The organism is Nocardia sp. CA-107356, assembly GCF_050946365.1.
Classification (GTDB): Bacteria; Actinomycetota; Actinomycetes; order Mycobacteriales; family Mycobacteriaceae; genus Nocardia.
In genome coordinates this window covers 5,072,323-5,087,283 of the sequence record NZ_CP191992.1, presented here as the reverse complement: position 1 = coordinate 5,087,283, position 14,961 = coordinate 5,072,323, and the positions used below count along the sequence as shown (strand labels likewise).

15 protein-coding genes and 1 pseudogene are annotated in these 14,961 nt (G+C 64.9%); 8 read left to right on the top strand and 8 right to left on the bottom strand.

Going from position 1 to position 14,961, the window contains the following annotated elements; translation table 11 throughout:
* Positions 1 to 85 precede the first annotated feature (85 nt).
* Together ACQP1G_RS22850 and ACQP1G_RS22845 are read left to right on the top strand one after the other, a co-directional pair.
* Complete coding sequence (locus ACQP1G_RS22850) at positions 86 to 724, top strand: MspA family porin (RefSeq protein WP_433207891.1); 639 nt, start codon at positions 86 to 88, stop codon at positions 722 to 724.
* Positions 721 to 1,062: a hypothetical protein gene (locus tag ACQP1G_RS22845; RefSeq protein ID WP_433207888.1), complete on the top strand. Its 342-nt coding sequence runs from the start codon at positions 721 to 723 to the stop codon at positions 1,060 to 1,062. The genes ACQP1G_RS22850 and ACQP1G_RS22845 overlap by 4 nt, the downstream gene beginning before the upstream one ends.
* A gap of 17 nt (positions 1,063 to 1,079) precedes the next feature.
* Here the strand turns inward: ACQP1G_RS22845 and ACQP1G_RS22840 are convergent, their stop codons facing one another.
* The 3 genes from ACQP1G_RS22840 to ACQP1G_RS22830 all read right to left on the bottom strand — a co-directional run bounded on the left by ACQP1G_RS22840 (position 1,080) and on the right by ACQP1G_RS22830 (position 4,210).
* Positions 1,080 to 1,556 (bottom strand): nitroreductase family deazaflavin-dependent oxidoreductase, encoded by a 477-nt coding sequence (locus ACQP1G_RS22840; RefSeq protein ID WP_433207885.1) that lies wholly within the window; start codon positions 1,554 to 1,556, stop codon positions 1,080 to 1,082.
* 97 nt (positions 1,557 to 1,653) lie between these two features.
* A complete protein-coding gene (locus tag ACQP1G_RS22835) occupies positions 1,654 to 3,954 on the bottom strand; it encodes a molybdopterin-dependent oxidoreductase (RefSeq protein WP_433207882.1) in 2,301 nt (766 codons plus the stop codon).
* Positions 3,955 to 3,985: 31 nt separating this feature from the next.
* Positions 3,986 to 4,210: an alpha/beta fold hydrolase gene (locus ACQP1G_RS22830; RefSeq protein ID WP_433207879.1), complete on the bottom strand. Its 225-nt coding sequence runs from the start codon at positions 4,208 to 4,210 to the stop codon at positions 3,986 to 3,988.
* A gap of 66 nt (positions 4,211 to 4,276) precedes the next feature.
* On the opposite strand from ACQP1G_RS22830, the gene ACQP1G_RS22825 reads away from it, so the two are divergent.
* Positions 4,277 to 4,591, top strand: a complete 315-nt coding sequence (locus ACQP1G_RS22825; protein WP_433207876.1) for a hypothetical protein — start codon at positions 4,277 to 4,279, stop codon at positions 4,589 to 4,591.
* Positions 4,539 to 5,036, top strand: a pseudogene (locus ACQP1G_RS22820) (WYL domain-containing protein); the annotation flags it as partial. The gene ACQP1G_RS22825 and the pseudogene ACQP1G_RS22820, both read left to right, overlap by 53 nt.
* 308 nt (positions 5,037 to 5,344) lie before the next feature.
* Here ACQP1G_RS22820 and ACQP1G_RS22815 read toward each other — a convergent pair.
* Together ACQP1G_RS22815 and ACQP1G_RS22810 are read right to left on the bottom strand one after the other, a co-directional pair.
* The gene (locus ACQP1G_RS22815; RefSeq protein WP_433208729.1) at positions 5,345 to 5,518 is read right to left on the bottom strand and encodes a hypothetical protein; all 174 of its coding nucleotides are present in this window, start codon (positions 5,516 to 5,518) and stop codon (positions 5,345 to 5,347) included.
* Positions 5,519 to 5,674: 156 nt separating this feature from the next.
* Positions 5,675 to 6,004: a rhodanese-like domain-containing protein gene (locus tag ACQP1G_RS22810; RefSeq protein ID WP_433207873.1), complete on the bottom strand. Its 330-nt coding sequence runs from the start codon at positions 6,002 to 6,004 to the stop codon at positions 5,675 to 5,677.
* Between the two features lie 90 nt (positions 6,005 to 6,094).
* On the opposite strand from ACQP1G_RS22810, the gene ACQP1G_RS22805 reads away from it, so the two are divergent.
* The 3 genes from ACQP1G_RS22805 (at position 6,095) to ACQP1G_RS22795 (ending at position 10,045) form a co-directional block, all read left to right on the top strand.
* On the top strand, positions 6,095 to 6,574 hold the full coding sequence (locus tag ACQP1G_RS22805) for a MarR family winged helix-turn-helix transcriptional regulator (RefSeq protein ID WP_433207870.1): 480 nt from the start codon (positions 6,095 to 6,097) through the stop codon (positions 6,572 to 6,574).
* Between the two features lie 258 nt (positions 6,575 to 6,832).
* Positions 6,833 to 9,100, top strand: a complete 2,268-nt coding sequence (locus ACQP1G_RS22800; protein ID WP_433207867.1) for an MMPL family transporter — start codon at positions 6,833 to 6,835, stop codon at positions 9,098 to 9,100.
* A 138-nt stretch (positions 9,101 to 9,238) separates the two neighbouring features.
* Positions 9,239 to 10,045, top strand: a complete 807-nt coding sequence (locus tag ACQP1G_RS22795) for a class I SAM-dependent methyltransferase (protein ID WP_433207864.1) — start codon at positions 9,239 to 9,241, stop codon at positions 10,043 to 10,045.
* A gap of 4 nt (positions 10,046 to 10,049) precedes the next feature.
* On the opposite strand, the gene ACQP1G_RS22790 is transcribed toward ACQP1G_RS22795, so the two are convergent.
* The gene (locus ACQP1G_RS22790) at positions 10,050 to 10,760 is read right to left on the bottom strand and encodes an SDR family NAD(P)-dependent oxidoreductase (RefSeq protein ID WP_433207861.1); all 711 of its coding nucleotides are present in this window, start codon (positions 10,758 to 10,760) and stop codon (positions 10,050 to 10,052) included.
* 433 nt (positions 10,761 to 11,193) lie between these two features.
* On the opposite strand from ACQP1G_RS22790, the gene ACQP1G_RS22785 reads away from it, so the two are divergent.
* Positions 11,194 to 12,513 carry a family 1 glycosylhydrolase gene (locus ACQP1G_RS22785; RefSeq protein WP_433207858.1) on the top strand — a complete coding sequence of 440 codons (1,320 nt, stop codon included), beginning with the start codon at positions 11,194 to 11,196 and terminating at the stop codon, positions 12,511 to 12,513.
* Positions 12,514 to 12,570: 57 nt separating this feature from the next.
* On the opposite strand, the gene ACQP1G_RS22780 is transcribed toward ACQP1G_RS22785, so the two are convergent.
* Together ACQP1G_RS22780 and ACQP1G_RS22775 are read right to left on the bottom strand one after the other, a co-directional pair.
* Positions 12,571 to 13,503, bottom strand: coding sequence for a TauD/TfdA dioxygenase family protein (locus ACQP1G_RS22780; RefSeq protein ID WP_433207855.1), 933 nt, complete (start codon positions 13,501 to 13,503; stop codon positions 12,571 to 12,573).
* A 109-nt stretch (positions 13,504 to 13,612) separates the two neighbouring features.
* A complete protein-coding gene (locus ACQP1G_RS22775; RefSeq protein WP_433207852.1) occupies positions 13,613 to 14,959 on the bottom strand; it encodes an LLM class flavin-dependent oxidoreductase in 1,347 nt (448 codons plus the stop codon).
* Between the last annotated feature and the right edge of the window lie 2 nt (positions 14,960 to 14,961).

Below are 14,961 nucleotides of genomic sequence, written 5' to 3'. Positions count from 1 at the left end.
ACAAGCGCCCTGTCATGCCGTCGCATTGCCGCCCCACAGCTTCGGATATCGTTCGACCAGCAACACCGACGAGGAGACCTACAACATGAATAGCTCGATCGCCGTCCCGCTATGCCTCATGGCTGCGGGTGTGCTGAGTATCGTCCCAGCACAATCGGCTTCGGCGGATACACTGCCCGACCAGTCCCGAACGGTCACCACCGAGGACGGTTGGCAGCTGACAGTCACGAAATCCGCGGAAAACCTGGATCGAGTGCCCAATCTCGCGGACACTGCCTTCACCCGGGAAGGGTTCGTCAGTCTGCGCGCGGCCGCCGATATCACCGGCGCGGGCAGTGTCTCGGTGAATTCCGGCACAATCACACTCGGCTACCAAATCGGTTGCCAGATAGATGTTTCCAACGGCATCTCGATCGGACTCGCCGCCTCGGTCGGACCGAATGTCAACGTAATGGTCGCGCCGGCACCGGGACTGAGCGTCGGTGTCGGCGCCGCGGCACTGCCCAGCGTATCCACCACGTTCAAGCCGGGCACCATCACCACCATCCCGTTCGGCACCAAAGCCCTTGCCGGACCACATGGTTCGATCACCACCGATCAGGTGCAGATCAAAATCGATGCCTGTATGGGGCCGGTCAGCCTGCGCTCTTATGTGATCGCCACCATCTCCACCAACACCGCGGACAATTCGGTCGCGGTGTACGGCGACCCGATCTGGTTGTGATCACCATGTCCGCCGACATCATCACATCCCGTACGCGATCAGCCGCCGCGCTGCTGGTCGCCGCCGCGGGCATCCTGGCCACCGGCGCGATCTCGACCGGCACCGCCACATACGCGGCACCGATCGTGCCCGCCACCACCTGCGACAGCGCCGCCGGTCCCGACTGCAGCGAACCGGACAAGACTCCGGAACGGGTCATCGTGCCCGCACCGATGGCGCCGATTCTGACACCGGCCGCACCGCCCCCGCCCGCCAAGCCGGGTTCACCCGCCGCCGCGCTGACGCCACCACCACCGGGCCCGAATCTCGGCGCACCGATCGTGCCCGCCGAGCAGTAACTCGACGACCGGCACACTCAGCTGCGGCGCAGCTCGAAAATGCGGAAGATACGGCCGCCGGACAGCTCGTGCTCCATTTCGTAGCCCGGCCAGAACTCGACGGCGAGATCCCACGCGCGTTTGCGGTCCACCCCGGTGACCTCGGTGACGGTCACCGGGAACTTCTCGCCTTTCAGCAGCGCGGTGGCGGTGCTCGCGGCACGAAGGTTCGCCGACCACACCGGATGCTTCGGGCTGCCCCAATTCGAGCCGACGATCACGAAATCGTCACCACGCGGGACATACAGCAGCGACGTGGTGCGCGCAATCCCGGTCTTGCGGCCCGCCACGGTGATCTCGATCGAGGGCAAACCCGCGAGATCCAATACGCCGTGCCGACCACGGCTGACCCGCCGCAGGAACCGCTCCAGCAGCAGCACGATCGGCGCCATACGCATGACCCAGCGGTACTGCGCGATCCGGCGAGCTAGCGCGGGCAGCGGATTCGACACCATAGTCAAAAATCCTGACAGAAATCGCGGCCAGGACAGCGACCGGGACCCCGCGGTGAGACCAGCCTCACCCGCGGGGATGCCCGCCATGTGCTCTGTGTCACGAAAACCGTTGGGCTACCGACGCAATCGTGGCCGGTGGCCCGTCGACGGCCAACTCCGGCAGCGGACCACGGTGGGGCTCGATCTCGACCAAGGCCAGTTGCCCGGAACACCCCTGACTCAGACTGGACGCGGGCCGGTCCGCGGTCAGCACATTCGGATTGCCATGACGACAGAACGTAGGGTCGGCCGGATCCGGGTCGTACCAGGCACCGGTGGACAACTGCGCGACCTGCGGCCGGATCGCGTCGTCGATGACCAGACCGGCCAAACAGCTCCCCCGGTCGTTGAAGATCCGCACGATATCCCCATCCCGCAGACCCCGCGCCGCGGCGTCGTCGGGATGCAACCGCACCGGTTCACGCCCGGCGATCTTCACCGATCGACTGTGCGCGCCGACATCGAGCTGACTGTGCAGTTTGGTCCGCGGCTGATTCGCGACGAGTTGCAGCGGGAACCGTGCGGCCGACGCACCGCCCAGCCATTCCTCCGGCTCGAGCCAGACAGGATGCCCGGGGCAATCGGCGTACCCGAAACCATCGATCGTCGCCGAGAAGATCTCGATCCGGCCGCTGGGCGTGGCCAGCGGGAAACGCTCTGGATCCGCGCGGAAATCGGAAAGCAGGACCGGATCCGGATCGGGCGTCGGTAGTGCCAGCGACTCGCTGTCCCAGAATTCGTCGAAATCCGGCACCGCCGGATCGTTGACCTCAGCGCGCCATTGCTCATACAGGTGCCGCAACCACTCATCGACGGTGCGTCCCTCGGTGAATTCCTTACCGACACCGATCCGTTCGGCCAACTCACCGAAGATCGCGTAATCATCGCGGGACACACCGTGCGGGCGGGTCAGCGCCTTCATCGGAAAGAATTCGCGGTCGTTCTGCCCGGCACCGTAGTCGTCGCGTTCGATGCTCATGGTCGCTGGGAGCACGAAGTCGGCATGGCGTGCGGTGGCGGTCCAGAACGCATCGTGCACGACCACGGTCTCCGGCCGCGCGAACGCCGCGTGCAGCCGGGCCAGATCCTGGTGGTGGTGAAAGGGGTTCCCGCCGCACCAGTACACCAGCTTGATATCCGGATACACCAACAGCGCGCCGTTGTAGTCGAAGGTCTGCCCCGGATTCAGCAGCATATCGGCGATTCTGGCGACCGGAATGAAGGTCGCCACACCGTTGCTGCCCTGCCGAACCCGCGGCACCGACCGACCGCGCGCCGGTTCACCGACATGCGCGCTCGACCCGTAGCCATGTCCGAATCCACCACCGGGCAGCCCGATTTGGCCCAGCATCGCCGCCAGCACCACCCCGAGCCACAGCGGCTGGACTCCGCGCTCGGCACGCTGCAGCGACCAGCTGACACTGATCATCGTGCGCGCCGCGGCCATCTCGTGCGCCAGCGTCCGGATCCGCTCGGCCGACACGCCGGTGATCGACTCCGCCCACCCCGGATCCTTCACGACGCCATCGGCTTCGCCGCGCACATAGCCGACGAACCGGTCGTATCCGACCGTATACCGATCCAGAAATTCCTTGTCCGCCAACCCGTCCGCGTCCAGCACCTGCGCGAGCGCCAGCATCAGCGCGGTATCGCTACCCGGCCGCGGGGCGATCCACTCGGCCTCGGCCTCGGCCGGAATGTCATCACGCAGTGGGCTGATCGAGACGAACCGGCAGCCACGCGCCCGCGCCGCGCCGATCCAGGTCTTGGTGTTGTGCCGTGATACACCACCCGGCGACACCGCGGAATTCTTCGGCGACAAACCACCGAATGCCACCACCAACTCCGCATGCTCGACCAGCACACTCTTCGCGGTCGCGTGCCCCAACAACAGCTCCGCCGAGCCGATCACGTGCGGCAACAACACCTCCGAGGTACCGAGGCTGTAGCTGTTCACATGCCGCACGTAACCGCCGAGGCAGTTCAGGAACCGATGCACCTGACTCTGCGCATGATGAAACCGCCCCGCACTCGCCCACCCGTACGACCCGCCGTACACCGACTCCGCACCGTGCTCGCGATACACCCGACTCAACTCACCGGATAACAACTCGAACGCGGTCTCCCACGAGACCGGCACGAACGGCTCATCACCCCGCCCCGTCGCCCCCGGCCCCCGCTCCAACCACCCCTGCCGCACATACGGTTGGTCGATGCGCGTCGGATGATGCTGCGCCGATGCCACGTTCTCGATCAACGCCATCGGTTCCGGATCCCCACGCCACGGCCGTACCGAGGTCAACCGCTCCCCATCGCTGTCGGCCTCGAACACTCCCCAGTGCGTCAGATGCGTGGTCATCACCCCACGGTAGCCCGCCTCACCGACAGGTTCACTTCTTTATGAACGCCAGCAGATTACTGTCGAACCGCTCCCGATGCGTGAGGTGTAGCCCGTATGGGGCATTCTCGTAGACGAAATGGTCGGCGTGCGGCAACAGCGCCGCCAGCCTGTTCCCGGTGTACTCGACCGGACACGACACATCGGTATCGCCATGGATGATCACCGCCGGTACCGTCACCGCGCGCACTTCGGCGCTCAGGTCGGCATTCGCCATGTGCTCATTGCATGCCAGCAGCGCATACATCGACGAACGCGACAGATCCTCTCATCCACTGCTGTTGTGCCGCAGAGATTTCACATCCCGGCTGCCCCTCGCCGAAAAACGCACCGCACCAAGCTCATCGGCCTCACCACCGACGAAACCCAATCCCTCTTCCTGACCGGATTACCAACGGCCGCCACAGATCTCGGCCTCGGCGCCGCGGCCGCTGCCACCCAACTCGAGCTCACCGCCGCACTACCGGTCGAACTGCGCCGCTCGCATCCAGCGCTGCTTCCACCTGGACGCGCCGTCCTGATCTCACGGCCGTCGCGGACGCGGTATGGAATCAAAACAAGAGCACATCCGACACCACCGCACGGCCCGACCACATGAGGTCACCAAGACCGTCGCACCCTACGGACTCGTCCTCACGCCGGGCCACTGGTACCTGGTCGGCCATCACACCCGTCAGCGACGCACCTATCGCGTATCCCGGATCCTCGACGCCACTGCGCTGCCCCAACCCTTCGACCGTCCGGCCGGATTCGATCTCGCCGAGCACTGACGGACGCACCTTGCAGGCTTCGACGCCCGCTGCCTGCGCGACCGAGCGAGCGTCCTCCTCTCGCCGCGCGGTCTACGCCGACTCCCGGACCTGATCGATCCGGCCGTCGTGGCAGCGGTCGAACGAACCGCCACCTCACCGGACGCGGATGGCTGGTTCCGAGCCGTCATTCCGATCGAATCGATCGAGCGCGCGCTGCCCGAACTACTTGCCTGCGGCGCGGATGTGGAAGTCCTCGAACCACACCAACTACGCGCACAACTGAAAGGACGGCGTCGACGCGCTGTCACGGCTCTACCGGACCTGATGCACGCTCGGGCGGGCGGACTCCAGTCCGATCCACGAAGGTCGACCGTCAACCCGGCCGGAGTCCACCTTGTCGGCGCTCGATGCCAGGCCGCCGATCAGTGGTCGTACCGGTATTGCGGCGCCGGGCCCCCGACCAACTCAGCGATCAGGACGCCAGCACAACCAGCAGTACCGACCCAACAGTATGTTGAGCGCGCTCGATATTCACCTGGACGAGCAGCGGGCTGGCGCAACTGCGCGCTGGTCCGCGACTGCTTGCCCGCCTGGCAATCTCAGATACAGATACTGAAGCTGAAGAAAGGCCCCAGCGGAATGTTGAAGCAGAAAACGACCGAACCGGCGGGCGTTGGTGTTACCGGCTCCGCCGACGCTGCAGGTGCGGCGAGAGCGCCAACGGATACGGTGATGGCGATCGCGGCGATCGCCGAGGCAATTCTGGTGGTCATTACAACTCCTGACTAATCGACGATGATGAGATCCCCGACCAGAAATGGTTGCTCTACGATCATCCGCTGATCCGATGGCGGGCACAAGACCGCGCATCGACCCGTGCAGAATGCGCGGTCGGGCGGTGCACCGCCCGACCGCGCATTCTGTTCGACTCAGGATTCGGATTCGATCGGCAGTCCCGCCTCGGTCCAATCCTGGATGCCCGCGCGGTAGGCGCGGACGTTTGTGTACCCGAGGGCACGCAGCTTGACGGCGACGACCTCGCTGTTCTGGCAGGCGTTATTGGAGCAGTAGGTCACGATGGGTGCGTGCGGGTCCGGAAGCAGTTGCGCGGCTCGGGATTCCACATCGGCTTCGACCAGGGTGAGCGCGCCCGGCAGGTGTGCCTTCTCGTAGTAGCCCGCACCGAGGGTGTCGAGCACCGTGACCGAACCGGCCTCGATCGCGGCGGCCAGCTCTGCACGGGCGATGACTGTAGTCATGAGATTTCCTTCCTGACAGCACCTAAATTTTATGTGCGTGCGCACGCTATTATATGCGTGCGGGTGCACGCAAGTGGTTAGAATCGGTCTGTGACGCAATCGGAGAACCATCGCCACGCGGCGAGCAGCGCATGGTCGGCACTGCTGCGCGTACACGCCAGCCTGGTCCCGCGCCTGGATGCCGAACTGCGCCGAGACTTCGGACTCCCGCTCGCGTGGTACGACGTACTCCTCGAACTCGACGGCGTCGAACCACTGCGTATGACCGATCTCGGCGAACGCGTCGTGCTCAGCCGCACCCGCGTCAGCAGGCTCGTCACCGAGCTCGCGGCCGCGGGTCTGGTCGTGCGCGAAGCCAATCCCGACGACGGCCGATCCGCCTTCGTCGCCATCACCGACGCGGGTCGCGAACGCCTGCACGCGGCCGCGCCCAGCTACCTCGCCAGCATCCAGGAATGCTTCGCAGCCAAGCTCGATCCAGACGAATTGCTCAGCCTTGCCACGACTCTCGGCAAGATTCTGGGTCCGACCGATATCGCGATCACGTCGGGGCGCGTGCGCAGCTCATAGGCCGCAACGCTGCACGCCATGCAATTGGCTGCCGGACAGTCCGATCCATCGGGCAATTCGACCGTGGCAGTCGATGCAATTCGGGTCACACTGCCGCGCTACTGGGTATTATTTCTGAAATACTGCCACTTCACATTGGCCTGTACCTTTGATTGCAGGCACATCGAGCGTGCACCCCTGGAAAGGATGCAGCCCCTTGGCGATCGGCGCGGCAGAGCAAGCAGCACAACTATTTTCCCCGCGGCAAGGAGCCCGCTGATGTTCACGCGCTGGGGGGATCTCGTATACCGGCTGCGCTTCGCCGTCATCGGGATCATAGTCGGCGCGCTGCTGGCGCTCGGCGGATACGGCTTCGGCCTCGACGACCATCTCAGCTCCGGCGGTATGGACGATCCGACCTCGGAATCCGCACAGGCAGCGCGCCTGGCCGACGCCGCCTTCGGACGCAATCACGACTTCGATGTCGTCGTGCTCTACACCGCGCCGGACGGCAAGACGGTCGACGATCCGGAATTCAGCCAGCCGATCATCGACAACCTGAACAGCCTGCCGCACAAGTATCCCGGCGAAATCACCGGCATCAACGCCTCCTATTGGCGTGTCGAGAACGCCAAGATCAGCGGCGCGAAGGCGGCGACCGAAGATAAGAAGCACGCGGTGGCCGCCATCGCCATCGCGGGCGACAACGACACCGACTCCGTGCGCAACTTCCGAAAAGTCAAGGACGCCTTCGCCATTCCCGGTATCGACGTGCAGGTCAGCGGGCTGCAAGCGGTGGCGGGCACACTCAACGACACCATGGCCGACGACGTCCACCGCATGGAAGTCCTCGCCATCCCCGCCGTCGCGGTCCTACTCTTCTTCATCTTCGGCGGCCTCGTCGCCGCCGCGCTGCCGCTGATGGTCGGCGGGCTCACCGTGATCGGCGCCTCCGGCATCATCATGTTCCTGACGCGCTTCACCGAGGTGAATTCGTTTGTCTCGTCGGTACTCTCGATGATCGGTCTGGGCCTGGCGATCGACTACGGGCTGTTCATCGTGAGCCGATTCCGCGAGGAACTCGCCGCAGGCTACGAGACCCGCGTCGCGGTACGCCGCACCGTCATGACCGCGGGCCGCACCGTCGTGTTCTCCGCGACGATGATCATCGCGAGCCTCGGCGGCATGCTGCTGTTCCCCCAGGGCTTTCTCAAGTCGATGGCCTACGGTGCCATCGCGACGGTGCTGCTGGCCGCGTTCACCGCCATCACGATCCTGCCCGCCAGTCTGGCCATCCTCGGTCCGCGCGTGGATATGCTGGGTTTCAAGCGATTCCGAAGAACCAGGACCGCCGAAGAAGTCGAGGACGGTCTCTGGGGCAAGACCACCCGCTGGGTGATGCAGCGGCCACTGACCGTCGCGATTCCACTGGTCATCGTGCTGTTCCTGCTGATCATCCCGGTCAAGAACCTCATCTTCGGCGGCTTCAGCGAACGATATCTGCCGCCGGACAACCCGACTCGCGTCGCACAGGAACAGATCGACACCTTCTTCCCACAGCGCCGATCCGACCCGATCGAACTGGTCTTCTCCGCCGATAGCAGCGGCCCGGTCGGCGACGCCTGGCGCGCCGCGGCCAACGCCCCAGGTCTGGCCAGTCAGTTCGATATGCCGTCCAAATCGCTGACGCAGGACAACGTCTACCGGACCAAGGCGACGTTGGTAAACCCCAATGAGGCGGGCGAAACCATCGAATACCTGCGCGCCATGGAACTACCGGAGGGCGTCACCATGCTCGTCGGCGGGATACCGGCGATGCAGAAGGACAGCATCGACGCGCTGCTGTACCGAATCCCGGTGATGATCGCGCTCGTACTACTGGTAACGACGCTGCTGATGTTCCTCACCTTCGGCTCGCTCGTACTGCCGATCAAGGCCGCCCTGATGAGCGCGCTCGGCCTCGGCTCGACTCTCGGCATCCTGACCTGGATATTCGTGGATGGTCACGCCGCGGGACTACTGAACTTCACTCCGCAGCCGATCCAGTCGAATGTGCTCGTGCTGATCATCGCGATCATCTACGGACTATCCACCGACTACGAGGTCTTCCTGCTCTCCCGCATGGTCGAAGCCAGGGCCAAGGGCGCGAGTACCAGTGAGGCGGTGCGCACCGGCACCGCGCACACCGGACGCATCATCACCGCCGCCGCACTCATCCTCCTGGTAGTGACCGGCGCGTTCGCATTCTCCGATCTGGTGATGATGCAGTACATCGCCTACGGCATGATCGCCGCACTGTTCATCGACGCGACTGTGCTGCGCATGCTGCTCGTACCCGCCGTGATGAAACTGCTCGGCGACGACTGCTGGTGGGCACCGGTCTGGATGAAACGTCTTCAGGAGAAAATCGGACTCGGCGAACCAATTCTGGACGATGAACGCCCGGGCTCCGAGGAGATGCGCGACCTGGTCGGAACCACACCGATCACCGACCCCGTCACCCTCAAGCTCCCCGTCGTCACCGCCGGACGGTCGGACGGTTCCTAGTCTCGGACCGACGGCTGCGCGAAAGGGACGCCACGCGCCGCCTCGGGAGGTACGCTCTGCGCCGGAAAGCCCGCGGACCCGATCGCCGGACCTGGCGACCTGGTCAACCACCGGCCATTGGACCGAAGGACGACCGCGATGTGCAGCTACCGCCTCGATGCCGAATACGCCGATCCGACACCGCTCGAGGTGCGCATCGACACGCACGAGCGCTACTCCGAACAGCCCGACGATCCGGTCGCCGATGTCCTGGGCGCGCTAGCGCTGACCGGCACCGAACATCTAGCCGATATCGGCTGCGGGGACGCGCGTTTCCTCGCCCAACTGGCCGCCGCCGGTCACCACGGTTCCCTCGTCGGCATCGACACCTCCCCCGCGATGATCGCCGCTGCCGATGCGGTACCCGGGGTGCGCGGGGTGTTCGGCAGTGCGGAGCGAATCCCCTTCGACGACAACAGTTTCGATGTGATCACCGCGCGGCACATGCTCTATCACGTGCCCGACCCGATGGCCGCACTCAGGGAGTTCCGCCGCACCACCAAACCCGGCGGGTCGGTCACCGTCGTCGTCGATCATCCCGGTACCTGCCCCTACACCGGCGAACTCGTGGCCGCGCATGCCGCGACCTATGGCGTCGGTGCGGGCTCCGCGGTCATCAGCACCGTCGACTCCGATACTTTGCCGGAGCTGATGGCCCCGGTCTTCGGCGACGTGCGGATCCATCGGTCCGACAATGCTCTGGTCTTCGATACACCCGAACCGCTGGTGCGGTTCGCCGAGGCGCTGTTCACGTTCCACGGCGTGACACCGAACCACCCACGGCGGCAGGCGATCCTGACCGATCTGCGCGAGGACATCGAGGACTGGTTCACCCATCATCCGGGACGCACCTGGCGCGATCCGAAGGGCTACATCGTCGCGACGGCTGTCGTCGAGCCGGAATAGACGATCACCAGGGCAGCGCGCCTTCGGCATCGAAGTAGCCACCGGTGGGGCCATCGGGGCCCACCAGCGCCATGCGCACGATGATCTCGGCACCCTGTTCCACCGTCTGGACGCCGGTATTCGCGTTCAGATCGGTCTTCGTGAAGCCAGGCTCCACCGCATTGATCCGCATGTTCGGGAACGCCTTCGCGTACTGCACAGTGAGCATATTGACCACGGTCTTCGACGCGGGGTAGGCCACTCCGGGATAGGCGTAGGCCGGGGTGCCCGAAGTGGCGACGCTGGTCAGCGAGGCCAGACCGCTGCTGACGTTCACCACGACCGGTGCGGTGGACCGCTGCAGCAGCGGAAGAAATGCGTGCAGCACGCGCACGGTGCCGAAGACGTTCGTGTCGAACGTCTTTCGCATCACGTCGGCTGTCAGGTCCGCGGCGCCGACCACGACGTGCCCGACACTGCTCTCTTCCTGGATGCCCGCGTTATTGATCAGCACGTCCAGCCCACCGTCGGCCGCTATGGTCTCGACCGCGGCCGCCACGGACGCGTCGTCGGTGATGTCGAGCCGAACGACCCGCGCGCCCAACTGCTCGGCGGCGCGACGACCGCGTTCGGCGTCCCGGCTACCGATGTAGACGGTGTGGCCCGCGGAAACGAGTCGACGGGCGGTCTCGAAGCCGAGGCCTTTGTTCGCTCCGGTGATCAGTGTTGCTGTCATGACTCCACGCTAGTTTTTAGAGCGCGCTCGAAGTCAAGTCGACCCCTCACCTCTTGGCTCGGTTTTGGTTGTACTGATCTCGCGTTGTGTTCGGGAGGTGATTTCTGGTTGGCGCCTGTGCATGCATAGATGCGCATATCTACCTACCATCATATTATTTTCGGTCTGTGATTCTCAGTCGCCCAGTGAAGCCAGCTCGATGTATCTGGGGCTGGTAGGTGTGCCGCCCGCTGGATAGTCGACTCTCACTTCTGCGCTCACTCCCCCGTCCAGCCAGCGGCGCTCTGCGACTACCTCCACTCCCCCAACCCATTTCGCGTGTACGTCTCTCGCGAAAGTCGACCGACCAGCTACCCTCGTCGCGTGGTCCCGCCCCGACCCGGCACGCGCCGGAGGTCCACGAGCGCCCGTCACCCCAGGAAGCAGGAGTTCGATGCGATCACAGAGTCGTCGCCATATCTTGGCGACCCTGGCGGCCACCGCTGCCGCCGTTATCGTCGGCGGTACCGCGCCCGCAGCGGCGCACCCGGCGCCCGCACAGGTGCAGCCGCTCGGCGCCGATTTCCTCTGGGGCGTGGCCGCATCGGGCTACCAATCGGAAGGCTCCGCGCCGGACAGCAATTGGTCCCGATATGTGGCCGAAGATAAGACAGCCGATCCGTACCTCGACTCGGTCGACTTCTTCCACCGCTACCGATCCGATATCGACCTGGCCGCGAAGCTGGGCGTGAGGGTCTACCGCATCGGCATCGAGTGGGCCCGTGTGCAGCCGCGACCGGGTGAATGGGACGAGGCCGGACTTCGCTTCTACGACAATGTGATCGCCGCGATCACCGCCGCCGGCATGCGGCCGATGCTCACCATCGACCACTGGGTCTACCCGGGTTGGGAGGTCGATCGCGGCGGGTGGTCGAACCCGAATATCGTCGAGGACTGGCTGGCCAACGCCCGCACCGTCGTCGATCGGTACGCCACGGACAACCCGCTGTGGGTCACGTTCAACGAACCAGCCGCTTACATCATGAACGAGGCCACCCACGGCGGCCTCACCGCCAGCGCCATTCCGACGATGCAGGACCGAATCGCCCAGGCGCACAATGCCATCTACGACTACATCCACGCGGTACAGCCCGGCGCCATGGTCACCAGCAACGTCGCCTATATTCCCGCGGGCGAGGATGCGGTCAACGGCTCACTCATCGACAAGATCGCCGCGAAGCTCGACTACATCGGCATCGACTACTACTACGGCGCCTCCCCTGACACCGTCACCCAGCTGAGCCTGAACGAACTCTGGAAGAACCCACTCGAACCCGAGGGTATTTACTATGCCCTGCAACACTATTCGCGCAAGTTCCCCGGCCGCCCGCTCTACATTGTCGAGAACGGTATGCCCACCGAGAACGGCACACCGCGCAGCGACGGCTACACGCGCGCCGACGACCTCCGCGATACCGTCTACTGGCTGCAGCGCGCCAAGGCCGACGGCATGAACCTCATCGGCTACAACTATTGGAGCCTCACCGACAACTACGAATGGGGTTCCTACACACCACGTTTCGGCCTCTACACGGTCGATGTCCGGACCGATCCCGCCCTTACCCGCATACCGACCGACGCCGTCCCCGCCTATACCGAGATTACCCACAACGGCGGAGTCATCCCCGACTACCGCCCCATTCGCGACCCCAAACCCTGCTCGTTCGTCGACGCTGCCGCCAGCTGCGCCGACCCGGTCACCGTGCCCCGTTGAACCAGGGGGCAGGCACCGACGTCGGCTCCCGGGGAAGCCCGGGAGCCGACGCTCGACTCAGGCGCCGGTGAACTGCTCGCCGGAGATCGAGCGGGATTGTTCGCCGTCGACGCCAATGGGGATATCGCCCTCGAGTGTGGTGCGGTACAGAACGCGGGTGACATCGAGGTGGTTCAGGTCGCCCGGGGCCAGATGCGCGGTGGCACGGTTGTCCCAGAACGCGAGACTGCCCTTTTCCCAACGGAATCGGACGGTATAGGCCGGATTCGACAGTTCGTCGAACAGCAGCTGCAGCACCGCATCGCTCTGGGCCGGGCTCAGGCCGACGATATGGGTCGTGAAGCCGGGGTTGACGAAGAGCACCCGCTCACCGGTCACGGGATGCACTCGGACGACGGGATGTTCGGTAACCAACGGGGCGTTGGCGACCTTCTTCGCGTAATCGCTGTCCTCGTTCCATGCTGGCCTGCTACCACCGAACCGGTGCACGGCCCGCAGTCCCTCGACGAACGTCTTCAGCGATTCGGGCAGGTTCTCGTACGCCGCGGCGAGATTCGTCCAACTGGTGTCCCCGCCGCGCGCCGGTGCGATCTCGGCCCGCAGCAGTGAAGCGGCGGGTGGGTTGATCAACGCGGAGACATCGGTGTGCCAATGGTTGGTGTAGGTGAATTTCTTGATGCCGAAACGCTTTTCGTAGAGCCGACTGTCGACCGCAAGGATCTCGGGGAATTCGGTCGGCGCGTCATCGTCGTACGGATGTGACGGTGTCACGGCGCCGAAGCGCCGGGAGAAGGCGATGTGCTCGGCGTGGCCGATGTGCTGATCGCGGAAGAACAGCACCTTGTATTCGTAGAGGGCCGAGGTGATGTCGGCGACTTCCTGATCGGTGAGCTCGGCGCGCAGGTCGACGCCCGCGATCTCGGCGCCGATATGTCCGGCGACCGGCGTGATCTGGACAGTGGTGGCGGGGCTTTCGCTGACGGTGGTCATGGTCGTGCTTCCTTCGGGGATGGGTTGGGATGGTCGGCGGGGCCAGGGCGACAACCGCTGCTGCCCATGCGCATGAAGTCGACGGCACGCCGCCTGGTCAGCTGGGTAGTCATGCGCCGACTTCGGTCCGCACCCGCGCGAACTGGCTTTCCACCGGAGCCAGCCCGTAATGCCCGCGCAGGGACGTCGCGGTGTAGTCCGTCCGGAACAGGCCGCGTTCCTGCAGGATCGGGACCACTCGGTCGACGAACTCCTCGAGCCCGCCGGGCAGATACGGCGGCATGATGTTGAATCCGTCGGCGGCACCATTGTCGAACCACGACTGCAGTTCATCGGCAATCTCGGTGGGTGTGCCCGCGATGGTCCGGTGCCCGCGTCCACCACCGAGCTTGCCGATGAGCTGACCTACGGTGAGGTTCTCGCGTTCGGCGAGATCCTTCACCAGCGTGAATCTGCTCTTGCCACCCTCGATATCGCTCTCCTGCGGCAGCGGCGGCAGTGGCGCGTCGAGCGCGTATTCGGTGAGATCCACGCCGAGCAGCGAAGACAGCTGCCGCAGTGCGTAATCCGGCGAGATCAGGTCGGTGAATTCCTGTTCGAGCGCCAGTGCTTGTTCGCGTGTGTCGGCGATGAAGGGCACCAGGCCCGGCAGCACCTTCAGATCGTCGGCCGAGCGACCGTACTTCAGCAGCCGTGCCTTCAGATCCCGGTAGAACGCCTGCCCTTCCTCCAGCGTTCGTTGCGCGGTGAATACCGCCTCGGCATACCGCGCGGCGAAGTCCTTACCGCTCTCCGACGACCCGGCTTGCACCAGCAGCGGCCGCCCCTGCGGGCTGCGCGGTGAATTCAGCGGACCCTTGACCCGGAAGCGTTCACTGGCGTATTCGATGGTGTGCACCTTGTCCGGATCGGCAAAGACGCCTTCATCCGGATCGAGCACGATCGCCGAGGACTCCCAGCTGTCCCACAGCCGCACCGTGACATCCACGAACTCCTGCGCCCGTTCGTAGCGCCCGGCGTGCTCCGGAATGGCGTCGAAGCCGAAGTTGAACGCCTCCTGTTCATTGGCCGAGGTGACGATGTTCCATCCGGCCCGCCCACTGCTGATGTGATCGAGCGAGGCGAATTTGCGTGCCAGGTTGAACGGTTCGTTGTAGGTGGACGACGCGGTGGCGATCAGGCCGACGCGTTCAGTCGCGGCGGCGATCGCCGCAAGCAACGTGAGCGGCTCGAAGACGGCAAGGGTATTGCGCTCGATCCGCGGTCCGACCGCCAGCCCGTCGGCGAAGAAGACCGAATCGAGTTTGCCGCGCTCGGCGATCTGCCCGAGTTCCTGGAAATGCCGCACGTCCAGCACCCGGCGTTCCTCGGTCCGTGGATGCCGCCAGGCCGCCTCGTGATGGCCGACTCCCATGAGGAAGGCGTTGAGGTGGAATTGCTTGCGAGGTAGAGACATCG

Coding starts and splice junctions, on each gene's coding strand:
- ACQP1G_RS22850 (WP_433207891.1), top strand. CDS start 86: ATGAATAGCTCGATCGCCGTCCCGCTATGCCTCATGGCTGCGGGTGTG.
- ACQP1G_RS22840 (WP_433207885.1), bottom strand. CDS start 1,556: ATGGTGTCGAATCCGCTGCCCGCGCTAGCTCGCCGGATCGCGCAGTAC.
- ACQP1G_RS22835 (WP_433207882.1), bottom strand. CDS start 3,954: ATGACCACGCATCTGACGCACTGGGGAGTGTTCGAGGCCGACAGCGAT.
- ACQP1G_RS22830 (WP_433207879.1), bottom strand. CDS start 4,210: ATGGCGAATGCCGACCTGAGCGCCGAAGTGCGCGCGGTGACGGTACCG.
- ACQP1G_RS22815 (WP_433208729.1), bottom strand. CDS start 5,518: ATGACCACCAGAATTGCCTCGGCGATCGCCGCGATCGCCATCACCGTA.
- ACQP1G_RS22810 (WP_433207873.1), bottom strand. CDS start 6,004: ATGACTACAGTCATCGCCCGTGCAGAGCTGGCCGCCGCGATCGAGGCC.
- ACQP1G_RS22800 (WP_433207867.1), top strand. CDS start 6,833: ATGTTCACGCGCTGGGGGGATCTCGTATACCGGCTGCGCTTCGCCGTC.
- ACQP1G_RS22795 (WP_433207864.1), top strand. CDS start 9,239: ATGTGCAGCTACCGCCTCGATGCCGAATACGCCGATCCGACACCGCTC.
- ACQP1G_RS22790 (WP_433207861.1), bottom strand. CDS start 10,760: ATGACAGCAACACTGATCACCGGAGCGAACAAAGGCCTCGGCTTCGAG.
- ACQP1G_RS22785 (WP_433207858.1), top strand. CDS start 11,194: ATGCGATCACAGAGTCGTCGCCATATCTTGGCGACCCTGGCGGCCACC.
- ACQP1G_RS22780 (WP_433207855.1), bottom strand. CDS start 13,503: ATGACCACCGTCAGCGAAAGCCCCGCCACCACTGTCCAGATCACGCCG.
- ACQP1G_RS22775 (WP_433207852.1), bottom strand. CDS start 14,959: ATGTCTCTACCTCGCAAGCAATTCCACCTCAACGCCTTCCTCATGGGA.